This window comes from Pedobacter jeongneungensis (assembly GCF_039538295.1).
Classification (GTDB): Bacteria; Bacteroidota; Bacteroidia; order Sphingobacteriales; family Sphingobacteriaceae; genus Pedobacter; species Pedobacter jeongneungensis.
In genome coordinates this window covers 426173-438614 of sequence record NZ_BAABBY010000004.1, presented here as the reverse complement: position 1 = coordinate 438614, position 12442 = coordinate 426173, and the positions used below count along the sequence as shown (strand labels likewise).

11 protein-coding genes are annotated in these 12442 nt (G+C 38.5%); 4 read left to right on the top strand and 7 right to left on the bottom strand.

The annotated features are described in order from the left end of the window. The first annotated feature begins 197 nt into the window (after positions 1-197). From rplU to ABD769_RS09945, 3 genes are all read left to right on the top strand, one after another. Positions 198-509 carry a 50S ribosomal protein L21 gene (gene rplU, locus ABD769_RS09955; RefSeq protein ID WP_039476071.1) on the top strand — a complete coding sequence of 104 codons (312 nt, stop codon included), beginning with the start codon at positions 198-200 and terminating at the stop codon, positions 507-509. A gap of 53 nt (positions 510-562) precedes the next feature. Beyond that, positions 563-988: a 50S ribosomal protein L27 gene (gene rpmA / locus ABD769_RS09950; protein ID WP_344851283.1), complete on the top strand. Its 426-nt coding sequence runs from the start codon at positions 563-565 to the stop codon at positions 986-988. 422 nt (positions 989-1410) lie between these two features. After that, positions 1411-2259, top strand: a complete 849-nt coding sequence (locus ABD769_RS09945; protein ID WP_344851282.1) for a hypothetical protein — start codon at positions 1411-1413, stop codon at positions 2257-2259. A gap of 138 nt (positions 2260-2397) precedes the next feature. On the opposite strand, the gene ABD769_RS09940 is transcribed toward ABD769_RS09945, so the two are convergent. The 4 genes from ABD769_RS09940 to ABD769_RS09925 form a co-directional block, all read right to left on the bottom strand. Then, positions 2398-3372 (bottom strand): polyprenyl synthetase family protein, encoded by a 975-nt coding sequence (locus ABD769_RS09940; protein ID WP_344851281.1) that lies wholly within the window; start codon positions 3370-3372, stop codon positions 2398-2400. Between the two features lie 45 nt (positions 3373-3417). After that, positions 3418-5550: a ribonuclease R gene (rnr, locus tag ABD769_RS09935; protein WP_344851280.1), complete on the bottom strand. Its 2133-nt coding sequence runs from the start codon at positions 5548-5550 to the stop codon at positions 3418-3420. 583 nt (positions 5551-6133) lie between these two features. Continuing rightward, the gene (locus ABD769_RS09930; protein ID WP_344851279.1) at positions 6134-7837 is read right to left on the bottom strand and encodes an ABC transporter ATP-binding protein; all 1704 of its coding nucleotides are present in this window, start codon (positions 7835-7837) and stop codon (positions 6134-6136) included. Further along, complete coding sequence (locus ABD769_RS09925; protein WP_344851278.1) at positions 7837-8550, bottom strand: 3'-5' exonuclease; 714 nt, start codon at positions 8548-8550, stop codon at positions 7837-7839. The genes ABD769_RS09930 and ABD769_RS09925 overlap by 1 nt, the downstream gene beginning before the upstream one ends. 97 nt (positions 8551-8647) lie before the next feature. Here ABD769_RS09925 and ABD769_RS09920 point away from each other — a divergent pair, with 97 nt between their 5' ends. Continuing rightward, positions 8648-9145 (top strand): DUF1579 domain-containing protein, encoded by a 498-nt coding sequence (locus ABD769_RS09920; RefSeq protein ID WP_344851277.1) that lies wholly within the window; start codon positions 8648-8650, stop codon positions 9143-9145. A 162-nt stretch (positions 9146-9307) separates the two neighbouring features. Here ABD769_RS09920 and ABD769_RS09915 read toward each other — a convergent pair whose 3' ends face one another. The 3 genes from ABD769_RS09915 to ABD769_RS09905 form a co-directional block, all read right to left on the bottom strand. Then, complete coding sequence (locus ABD769_RS09915; protein ID WP_344851276.1) at positions 9308-10204, bottom strand: DUF72 domain-containing protein; 897 nt, start codon at positions 10202-10204, stop codon at positions 9308-9310. Positions 10205-10348: 144 nt separating this feature from the next. Further along, positions 10349-10585, bottom strand: a complete 237-nt coding sequence (locus ABD769_RS09910; RefSeq protein WP_344851275.1) for a DUF433 domain-containing protein — start codon at positions 10583-10585, stop codon at positions 10349-10351. A gap of 114 nt (positions 10586-10699) precedes the next feature. Continuing rightward, positions 10700-12088 (bottom strand): arginine decarboxylase, encoded by a 1389-nt coding sequence (locus ABD769_RS09905; protein WP_025146786.1) that lies wholly within the window; start codon positions 12086-12088, stop codon positions 10700-10702. Between the last annotated feature and the right edge of the window lie 354 nt (positions 12089-12442).

The following is a 12442-nucleotide window of genomic DNA, read 5'->3' as shown; positions in this document are numbered from 1 at the left end:
AAAGAATTACCTAAATTGCCTTTCAGAAAGCTCGTAATACTTATCGACGAATGCATCTTAAAATCACGAAATCCTATAAATCCTGATCCTACATGATTTTAGTGAAAAATATTTTCGATATGTGTTTGTGTGTTAATTGAATTTGTTCTATATTTGCACCTCGTTAAATAAAAATTATAAAAACAAATATTTAAACAATGTACGCAATAGTAAATATAGCAGGGCAGCAATTTAAAGTTGCTAAAGACCAGCACCTTTTTGTACACAGATTACAAGGAGATGAAGGCGCTAGTATTGAATTTGATAATGTATTGTTGGTTGACAACGGTGGTGCAATTACTGTAGGTGCTCCTGCAGTTAAAGGTGCTAAAGTTTCAGCTAAGATCGTATCTCATTTAAAAGGTGATAAAGTAATCGTATTCCACAAAAAACGTAGAAAAGGTTACAAAAAGAAAAATGGTCACCGCCAGTTTTTCACTAAGATTCAGATCTCTGACATCACTCTATAATTAATTGTTAACCCAATAATTCGCTTTTTTGGCGAGTTACAAAATATAAAATCATGGCACACAAAAAAGGAGCCGGTAGTTCGAAAAACGGACGTGAATCGCATAGTAAGCGTTTAGGTATTAAAATTTTCGGTGGGCAATTAGCTATCGCCGGAAACATTTTAGTACGTCAACGTGGAACAAAACACCACCCTGATAAAGGTGTTGGTATCGGTAAAGATCATACTTTATTTGCTTTAGTTGACGGTACAGTAGTGTTCAGAAAGAAACAAGATAACAAATCTTATGTTTCTATCCTTCCTATCACCGACGCTGAAATCGAAGCAGCAGTAGCTAAAGCACCAGTTGCTAAAGAAGCGGTTGCAAAGAAAGAAGTTGTAGCAGAAGAAGTTGTTGAAGCAGCACCGGCAAAAAAAGCACCTGTTAAAAAAGCAACTAAAAAAGAAGAATCTACTGAAGAAGCTGCTCCTGCAGAATAATTGGTATTCAAGTTATAAAAGAAAAGTCCCGATGCAAATCGGGACTTTTTTTTGTTTTAATGTTTTTTGGTTAATCGGTTAAATGTTTAAACTGGTTAATTGACCACTATCAAGAAATCAAATTGCTTATCAGCCTCAGTCGATTGTCGCAAACTTCCTTAAGTTATCGTCATTTCGAGCGAAGTGCAACGCAGTCGAGAAATCTATTTTAAATCTCTTTGTTCGAGTCGAGATAACGATTTTCTCTAAGATCTATTATCAGTAGAGAATTGACTATGGACTAAAGACTATGGACTTAGGACTAATCCCAATTGGCTATTAACTCCCAACTCTGAACTCCCAGCTAATGTTAAATCCTGTTAAATAACAAAAATTAACATTTTTCAGATTTAGATTTGAGTATTGATATAAAAACAATCCAAATGAATCTGAAAAGAATATCCTTATTAATCCTATTATTGATTTCTGGCCGTTTATTACATGCACAGGATGTGGAAGAAAATATCCGCATGATAAAACCATTTAAAGCCGATGGCATATCAAACGAATGGAACGAACCACTTAATCAATATAACGATGCTACCAAGTTAGCCTTTGCGCTGGCCAATGATGATAAAAACCTATACATCATTATCGAATCGCTGGATCCCCAAACTACTTTTAGTGTGTTAAGAGGGGGCATTACTTTAAATATCAATACCGCAGGCAAGAAAAAAGAGGGTATGAAATTAACTTTTCCTTTAATGGAAAAACCGCCGATGCCAAAAGAGGGGGAAGAGCACCGAGAGCATGCTGCTTTACCAGCAGAAAGAGAAAATGAAATGCACGATCCTGCGGCAATGAATAAAAGCATCCGGGTTTCTGGCTTTAAAAATATTCCTGATGGAGAATTACCTGCCATTAATCAGGATGGTATTGAAACAGGTATGAGCATACATCCAAACAGAGACCTGATTTACGAACTTAGTATTCCATTAGCGCAGCTACAGGTGGGTTTGGATCTTAAAAAGCCGCTTGTTTACAATATAAAAATTAACGAGCCAGGTAAATCTGGCTTTAAAAGAGAAGGTGCTCCTGAAGGAGGAAACAGTGGTGGAAGAGGTCGGTCTGGAGGTAGAGGTGGCGGAGGTATGGGCGGAGGTGGCCGTGGCGGTATGGGCGGTGGCGGAAGAGGTGGAATGGGCGGAGGAGGAGGTCAGCGACCAATGCAGGGTGGCGAATCTTCTAAATCATCAGATTTTTGGATTAAATATAAGCTGGTGAAGGCTTAAATAAAATTACCGTCATTTCGAGCGGAGTGTAGCGAAGTCGAGAAATCTATCCCGAGATAGATCTCTCCATTCCACTGCGTTCCAGTCGAGATGACGGTTTTTATTTAGAGTCTGTCAATGGTAGCCGAGTGTATTGATTTAATATTCCCTGGCCATTAATTGCTCGGTAAGCGTTAAAAGATTCGCTTTCTTTTCATCACTCACATTAATCTGTGTAAATACCGCTAAAGCTTTATTGCGGTAGTAATTCATGCTTTCTTTAGCAATATCCTGGATATCCAGCGTGTCGTAAACCTGACGAACGGTTTCTACCTTTTCTTGTGCGTTAAATTCTTTGTATCCCGTCCAGGTATCTAATGAAGCACGGGTTTCTCCTTCGGCCAGTTCGAAAGCTTTTAAGAGTAAGAAAGTTTTTTTATTGGCAATAATATCTCCTCCAACCTGTTTTCCGAATTTTTCCGGATCGGCATAAACATCCAGAATATCATCCTGCAACTGGAAAGCAATTCCGATATTTTCGCCAAACTGATAAATCAGATCAGCATCTTTTTCTGAAGCACCGGCAATAATTGCACCCAGTTTTAATGCACCACCAAGCAATACGGCTGTTTTTAGCCGGATCATATTGATGTACTCATCGATGCTTACGTCATTACGGCCTTCAAATTCCATATCCAGCTGCTGACCTTCGCAAACGCCCTGAGCCGTTGCGTTAAATGTATCTAAAACGTCTTTCAGGAAGATAGGATTTACTTTTGCGAGGTTTTTATTGGCCTCTACCATCATCACATCGCCACTTAAAATGGCAACATTGGTACTCCATTTTTCGTGTACGGTGGACTGCCCCCTGCGGAGTGGTGCATTATCCATAATATCATCATGAACAAGCGTAAAATTATGAAAAACCTCTATGGCCATAGCGGCATGAATGGATTGATTTGGATCTCCGCCGAACAGTTCGGTGGCCATTAAAACCAATAAAGGCCTTACGCGTTTTCCACCAAGGTTAATGATATAGGTAATCGGATCGTAAAGTTGTTTAGGGTGATCCGGAAATTTTAAATTTTGTATTGCAGTATCTAAAATTTGCTGTAATTGTTCTGTAGTATGCATGCTTTGCTTTGAACATTGTGTTTTCGGGCACAAATGTCTTAATTTTTAATCAGGAATCAGCGTAAAATCGATTTGACGTTTAGAAAGATCTACTTTTTTAACCCTGATCATCACTTCATCCCCCAACTGGTACTTTCTTTTTTTGCGTTGACCTATTATGCAGTAGTTTTTCTCGTCGAGCACATAAAAATCGTCGGATATATCGCGTAAACGGATCATACCTTCACATTTGTTCTCTTCAATTTCTACATACATGCCCCATTCGGTAACGCCCGAAATAATACCTTTGTACTCTGTACCGATGTTATTTTCAAGATATTCGGCCTGTTTGTATTTAACAGATGCGCGCTCGGCATCGGCAGCCCGTTTTTCCATGGCCGAAGAATGTACGCAGGCTACTTCGTAAAATTCGGCATCTGCTGATTTACCGCCATCCAGATAAGTTTGTAAAAGCCTGTGCGCCATTACGTCGGGATAACGGCGGATAGGGGATGTAAAGTGGGTATAATATTCGAAAGCCAGGCCGTAATGGCTGGTTTTTTTAGTTGAATAAATCGCCTTAGCCATTGATCTGATGGCCAGTGAAGTAAGAATATTTTGTTCTTTTTTACCTTCAACATCAGCCATTAAACTATTTAATGATTTGGCAATTTCCTTATCCGATTTGGTATTGATTTTATAACCGAAACGGGAAGCAAATGTGGCAAACGTTGTAAGGGTTTCCATGTTCGGCGAATCGTGCACCCGGTAAACAAAGGTGAGTTTATTTTTACCCTTTACTTTTTTGGCTACAAATTCGGCCACTTTCCGGTTGGCCAATAACATGTAATCTTCGATAAGTTTATGGGCATCTTTACGTTCTTTAACATAAACACCGATCGGTTTTCCTGTTTCATCAAGTTTAAATTTAACCTCGGTACTTTCGAAACTGATGGCTCCGTTCTTAAATTTACGGTCGCGGAGAATGTAAGCCAGCTCATTCAACTTCAGAATTTCTGTAGCATAATCACCTGCTTTGTTCTCGATCACTTCCTGTGCTTCTTCGTAGCTAAACCTTCTGTCAGAGTGGATTACGGTACGGCCATACCATTCATTTTGGATATTGGCCTGTTCATCCAGCTCGAAAACCGCTGCAAAACACAATTTATCTTCATGCGGACGTAATGAACAAACGCCATTGCTTAATCGCTCAGGAAGCATGGGGATTACCCTGTCGACTAAATAAACGGAAGTTGCACGGCTATACGCTTCTTTATCCAAATCTGTTCCCTGGATTACATAATGCGAAACATCGGCAATGTGTACACCGATTTCGTGGTTTCCGTTAGGAAGTTTTTGGTAAGAAATGGCATCATCAAAATCTTTTGCATCAGCCGGATCGATGGTAAAGGTTAATATATTTCTAAAATCTTTTCTTTTGGCAATTTCTTCGGCAGGGATTTCTTCAGGGATGGCGTTTGCTTCGCGTTCTACCTGAGGCGGAAACTCTAGTGGGAAACCATATTGCGCTAAAATCGCATTCATTTCGGTGTTGTTCTCACCCTGATTACCCAACACGTGTTTAACAATACCAATCGGATTTTTAGCACTTTCGGGCCAGTCAGATAGGGTTACCAATACCCGCTGGCCATTTTTGGCGTCGTGAGTATCTGCCAATGGCACAAAAATATCGTGCATCATTTTCTTATCATCCGCAATTACGAAAGCAAAACGATCGGATATTTTAATTACACCTGTAAAATCCGATTTTGCCCTTTTAATAATTTCGACAACTTCGCCATCGTTTTTACGACCGCTTTTCTTGGCAAAAACATAAGCCTTAACCGTGTCGCCATGTAAGGCATTTTTGAGTTTCTTCGGCGCTACGAAAACATCTTTTTCAAATTCATCTTCCGGAACAATATAAGCCGAACCATCGGCGGTCATATCTACCGTACCAATAATAAAATTTTGAAGTTCTTTAAGTTTAAATTTACCTTTTTGGGGTTCTATAAAAATTCCTGCATTTTTCCCCTCTTTTAAGATCTCGAGAATGGTCTCCCTTGATTCCTGATCGTTCAAATTTAATTTGGCTGAAACCTGCTTATAATTGAGCAGCTGATTACTGTTCTTTTCAAAAACATCACTAACCAATTGATTCAGAACCAATTTTATATTTGCCGATTTTTTCTTTGCCATACGCTAATACTGAATTTACCGAAGATACGGAAATTATGTAAGATGGGGGATGGAAAATGGATAATGGAGGTCGTTCAATGGTTCATTTGTTCATTTTGCCATTCGTTTATTGGTAGAGTTGTGGGTAATTGTAAATCAGATTGCTTAATTGTTAGATGGCTAGATTGTTATCTTAGTATTGGTTAATCGGTTAATTGTTTAAATCGGTTAATCGTAAATCGGATCGTTTAATTGTTAGATGGCTAGATTGTTACCGGCTAGATGGTTAATCGGTTAAATGTATAAATTGGTTAATTGTAAATCAAATTGCTTAATTGTTAGATGGCTAGATTGTTATCTGAATATTGGTTAATTGTTTAAATCGGTTATTGTAAATCGGATTGTTTAATTGTTAGATGGCTAGATTGTTATCTGAATATTGGTTAATTGTTTAAATCGGTTATTGTAAATCGAATTGTTTAATTCTTAGATGGCTAGATTGTTGGATGTAAACTGTAAATTGATTAAATATTTTTGGAATATTAAACCCTTATTCAAGATGCTTTCCATTCTATGGACTATGGACACCATTATCCATCTTACCTCAACTCCCGGGAATGGCCTCAATTAATTTCCTTGTATATTCAGCTTTAGGCGCATTAAATATCTGTTCAGGGAAACCTTCTTCTTCGATTTTGCCTTTATTCATTACGAGAATTCGATCAGAAATATGTTTTACTACAGCTAAATCGTGTGAGATGAAAATGTAGGTGAGTCCGAATTCTTGCTGGAGGTCTCTGATGAGGTTTAAAACCTGTGCCTGAACAGAAACATCTAAAGCGGATACCGATTCATCGCAGATGATAAATTTAGGTTCTAAAGCCAAGGCCCTGGCAATAACTACACGTTGCCTTTGTCCGCCGCTGAATTCGTGCGGATAGCGGTTATAGTGTTCTTCTTTTAAGCCTACTTTATTGAGGAGTTCTAATACCTTTTGTTTGCGTTCGGCATCATTGCGGTGTAGCTTATGTACCTGTAAAGGTTCTAAAATAGATTGCCCGATACTTAAACGCGGATTTAAAGAAGCATAAGGATCCTGAAAAATGATCTGGATATCTTTTCTTAATTTCCGCAGATCAGTTTTATTAATATGTGTAATATCTTCTCCGTTAAAGATAATCTGACCAGAAGTAGGCTGGATTAATCTTAAAATGGTGCGGCCTAATGTGGTTTTGCCACAACCTGATTCGCCCACTAATCCTAATGTTTCTCCCGGGAAAACCTCGAAATTCAATTGATCAACAGCTTTTACATAATCAGTGGTTTTGCTAAACAGGCCGTTACTGATTGGATACCAGGTGCAGAGGTCTTTTATCTGGAGAAGCGGTTTTTGTGCATATAATTTTTCTCTTCTTACTGCAATTTCTGTAGCGGTTAACTGGTTCGAAGCCTGTAAATGCGCGGAGGCATCGTCAATTTTTCCGGTAAGGAAATCGCCCACAACAGGTAATTTTTTTAACTGCAGGGAAGGGGAAGGGCGGCAGGCAAGTAAACCTTTGGTATAAGGATGCTGAGGGTTCTCAAAAATGGATTTTGCAGGTCCCTGTTCTACAATTTCGCCCTTGTACATTACCGCAACTTCATCGGCAATTTCGTTTACCACACCTAAATCGTGTGAAATAAAGATCATGGCCATGTTTCGTTCCGTTTTCAGCTTTAAAAGCAACTGAAGAATTGTTTTCTGAACGGTTACATCCAATGCGGTGGTGGGCTCATCGGCGATTAATAATTTGGGGTCACAGCTTAAGGCCATCGCAATCATGACCCGCTGTTTTTGTCCGCCGGAAATCTGGTGCGGATAACTGTCGAATATTTTTTCGGGGCGGGGTAATTGTACCTCGTTAAAAAGGGCAATGGTATGTTTTTTTGCTTCTGTTTTATTTACTTTTCTATGGAGTATAATCGCTTCAGCCACCTGATCGCCGCAGGTAAAAACAGGGTTGAGGGAAGTCATCGGTTCCTGAAAAATCATCGAGATCTGGTTTCCCCTGATCTGACGGATTTCATTGGTGCCAAGGTTAAGCAGACTTACGTTTTCAAAATCGATTTCACCCGTAATTTTTGCAGTCTTTTCATCGTGCAAACGCATAATGGAAAAAGAAGTGACCGATTTTCCGGAACCCGATTCGCCTACAATACCTAAAACCGTTCCTTCTTTTACATTAAAACTGATTTGTTTAACGGCTTTAAACCAGGTTTTTTCTTCCTGGTTATAAAAATCAATATTTAGGTTTTCAACGTTTAGCATCAGGTTACAATGGTAACATTTTCTGCTGAAATTATATCCATTCCTTTAAATTTTAACAACACCTGCGCAGTAGTAATTACATCTTTCTGGCAATAGGTCACAATCCGATCGAGATTTTTCTCTTCGTAGTAAACCTGCCTTACCTGAGATCCGTTAATATCATCTTTTGGGGTAGGGATATTCAAAATTGCGGCCAAAAGGTTTAAGGAGGTGAAATGCTTGTAATCGCCGAATTTCCAGAGCTCCATGGTATCGATATGGTTTACTTCCCATGGTTTTTTGCCCGAAAGCTGCAGCTGAACCGGAATTTCAATGCCGTTAACCAATAACCTGCGACATAAATAGGGGAAATCAAATTCTTTTCCATTATGCGCACAGAACATTAAAGTAGGTGCTTGTTTGCTCAACAGTGTCGAAAACTGCAAAAGCATTTCTTTTTCATCATGACCAAAAATAGATTTGATCCGCAAAGAATAAGATTGATCCTGTACATTAAAAATTCCCAGGCTGATACAGATTATTTTACCGAATTCGGCCATAATGCCTGCTTTTTCGTAAAAATCTTCAGGACTTTGGTCAGCACTTCGCTGATAATGTGTTTTTTGCTCCCAAAGTTCCTGAAAATGGGGGGGGACATCCTGAAATGAAGGGTATTGCGGAACAGTTTCGATATCGATAACCATTACCTGATTGAGATCTAACGTTTTTAGCATATATGAATTCTTTTCTGTAAAACAATTTACAATTTTCATTTCATAATCCTGTAGATAAAAGATTTAACATCACAATAATATTCTATAGCTTTGATTTATGGCGAAAAGTAAATTCGAGGAATCTTTAACAGATGGCGCTCATCTGCAACTTCAACAGTTAATTGGGAACTGGCAGGGAACAACCAAAACCTGGTTCGAAAAGGATGTTCTGGCTGACGAATCTCCATCTGAAGCTCAAATTACTTCCATTTTAGGCAGCCGTTTTATTTCGGTTGATTATCATGGCAGTTTGGAGGGAAAGCCTTTTGAAGGCAAAATGATCATCGGTTTCGATATTCCGTACCAAAGGTTTACCACAAGCTGGGTGGATAGTTTTCATATGGGCACGCAGATCATGTTATCAAGCGGAGAAGCCACTGTAAATGGTTTCTCGGTTTTTGGCGAATATGGTAGTCCTGAGTATGGGGAACAGCTTTGGGGCTGGCGCACAACGCTGGAAATTGTTGGCGATAATGAGTTTATATTAACTGCCTATAATGTTTCGCCTGGAGGGGAAGAGGCAAAAGCGACGGAAACGGTTTATAGAAAAATCTAGGTTTTAGAAAATGGTTCGTGGCGACACGAACCATGACAAATTGTTGGTCAGGATTTGTAATCCCGACTTTTGAATTAAGGATTTATAATCTTTTAAGGTGGATTGCAAATCCACAGCTCATTCAGATAAGATTGCAAATCTCGACTAAGGGTTTTGAACCTATTAAAATAAAGAAGGCGAAGCCTGATTAGCCATTACTGGTATTTTTAAATCGGTTCCAACTGCTTTATTCAGTTTCTCGGTAAAATAAGCAGAAAATAGAGGGGATGAAAGCTCTACATTCTGGTGTACAAAAAAGTAAAGGTTCTGCAAGCCCTGTTCTTTCCATGTCACAATTCTTTCGATCCAATCGTCCAGACGTTTTTTGTCGATTTCATCATCATTAGCGCCTACGAAGCGTATAAAAGCAGTTGGAGTGGTTAAGCGCATGTGCAGCATGTCTCTTCTGCCAGAAGTATCAACGATGATGTTTGTGATGCCATTGTTTTCGAAAAGCTTGGCAAATTCATTTGAAATGGCCGGGTTGGTAAACCATTCTGTATTTCTCACCTCAACACCCAACGGAATTACCTTTGGAAATTCGTTGATTACGATTTTTAACCTTTCGAAATCTTTTGGTTTAAAATTATCATGAAGCTGTAGAAAAGCCATGCCCAGTTTATCCTCAAAATTACTAATCGCATCGCAGTATTGCTCAACAGGTTCTTTAACGTTGATCAACCTTTTAAAGTGACTGATGGTATTGGTGAGCTTGGGGAAAAACTTAAAATCTGCAGGTGTTTTTTGCGTCCAGGTAATTACCTGCTCGCTGGTTGGCATGCCATAAAAAGTGGCATTCAATTCGATCGAATTAAACTGGGTAGAATAATAAGTTAATTCATCCTTAGTTCCTTTTGGATAAAAACCTTTTAAGTCGGCTTTATTCCATTTTGCACAGCCCACAAAAGCTTTAAAATCCTGTTTAGGTTTATTAGCTGCCAAAATTGCTGCTGTTTCAGGTGCATCCGCAGGAAGGGTATAATCTATAATCGAAGGGTCGTCTACTTTACCGAATTGCATTATTTGAGGTTTTAGGTGTAAGGTAAAAGGTTAAAGGCAAGAAAATACCTTAGCTTATTCAACTAAGGTATTTACATATTGTAAAAATAAGAAACTTGTTCTTTGCTTTAGCTATTGTGGAAAGTTTGTACTGAAAACACTCAATTATTCCGATAGGAAATCCTCATTAACTTTTTGAGCGGAGTATAACAGGGCTGACTTAATATCCTCTTTTTCTAATACCGGATGTTCCTCTAGGATTTGTTTTTCATTCATGCCGGCTGCCAATAGTTCAAGTATATCAGAAACTGGAAACCTTAATCTACGTATTGTGGGTCTTCCACCCATCAAACCATCTGTAGAAGTGATCCGATCGAATAATTTAATCTGTTCTTGTGCCATACTCAAATATAAAAAAATACCCCAGTTTAAAAAACTGAGGTATCTGTATCATGTGATATAAAATTTTACATTTTCAGGTATTTGCAAACAGCAAACTCCTAGCTAAAAACTGAATTAGTAGCCCAGTATCTTCAACACTTGTTTACTGTTCTGTTCCTCTCCAAAAACCTCGAAGTTGAAACTTTCATCACGGTTTCTGCGGATTAAAACGTGTTTTGGACTAGGCAATAAACAATGGTGGATACCACCGTAACCGCTTAATACTTCCTGATAAGCACCTGTATGGAAGAAACCTAAATACTGTACTTTACGTGTTTTCGGCATAAATACACTGTTCATGTGCGCTTCCTGGTTATAATAATCCTGTCCGTCGCAGGTAATGCCGCCAAGGTTAACCCGCTCGTATTCAGCATCCCAATTGTTAATTGGCAATAAGATATATTTTTGGTTCAATGCCCAAACATCAGGCAAGTTGGTGATGAACGAACCATCAAGCATCAACCAGCGCTCGCGATCATTTTGCTGTTTACGTCCCAATACTTTATAAAGGATACCTGATGCTTCGGCAACGGTATATTTACCAAATTCAGTAATAATATCTGGTTCCATGACCTCGTGGATGGCACAGATTTCCTTGATCCTTTTTACAATCTCGTTAACCATGTATTCGTAATCGAAATCGAAAACCAGCGAATCTTTAAATGGCATACCGCCACCAATATCAAGGGTATCTAAATCAGGGTTGATTTTTTTGAATTTGCAATAAAGTGTTACATATTTCTCCAGCTCGTTCCAGTAATATGGCGAATCGGTAATCCCTGAATTAATAAAGAAGTGCAATAATTTAACCCTGAAATTAGGGTTGTGAACGATTTTATTGTTGTAAAAATCAATAATATCTTCCATACGTACACCCAAACGCGAAGTGTAGAACTGCGAATCTGGCTGTTCCTCTGCTGCGATACGGATACCCAGGTTACAAGGTGTATCAATATCAACCTCATCATCAAAAAGATTAAATTCTTCTTTGTTATCTAAAACCGGGATAATATTGGTATAACCATCGTGCAGCATATCAATGATATACTGTTTGTACTGGTAGGTTTTAAAACCGTTGCAGATAATGGTGGTATCTTTCGTTAATACCCCTTTTTTCTCTAAAGCATCAACCATCGGCATATCAAAAGCCGAAGAAGTTTCCAGGTGGATGTTATTTTTTAAAGCCTCTTCTACAATATGTTTAAAATGCGAGCTTTTGGTACAATAGCAGTACTTATAATCACCGCGGTAATTGTTCTTTAAAATAGCGGTCTGGAAAAGAATCTTCGCCTGCTGAATCTTCTTACTTACCATTGGTAAGTATGTGAAACGTAGGGGAGTACCGTAAGTTTCGATCATTTCCATCAGGTTTAAATCCTGAAAATATAATTCATCATCTATAACATCGAACCCCTCCTGAGGGAAACCAACACTTAGATCAAGAAATTCTGAGTAACTCTGCATTTACTTTTAAATAATTTTTGCAAAAATGTAATTTTAAATCGAGAATTAATCTTTAATAAAAATATTTTTACTGTAGGGAAACGCTTAGCCTAACTACAAAAGTTGAACATAAATTGTTTTGATAGAAAAAAGCAGTATGATGATTTGGTAATGTATTGTATTACAGTTTGTTGTGTAACTTAAGGGTTTGGAAAGCAGGTTCCTGTTTTTTATAGGTTAGGCTTAGTCCTGCTCTCCACTTTATCCCGAAGAAACCTGTGCAACAAGCAAGCATACCAAAAAATAATAAACAATGCTTAATTCGGGATGTTCGTTCCGATCAGGTTTATTGAAATTAGGCTGGTGCTGCTATTT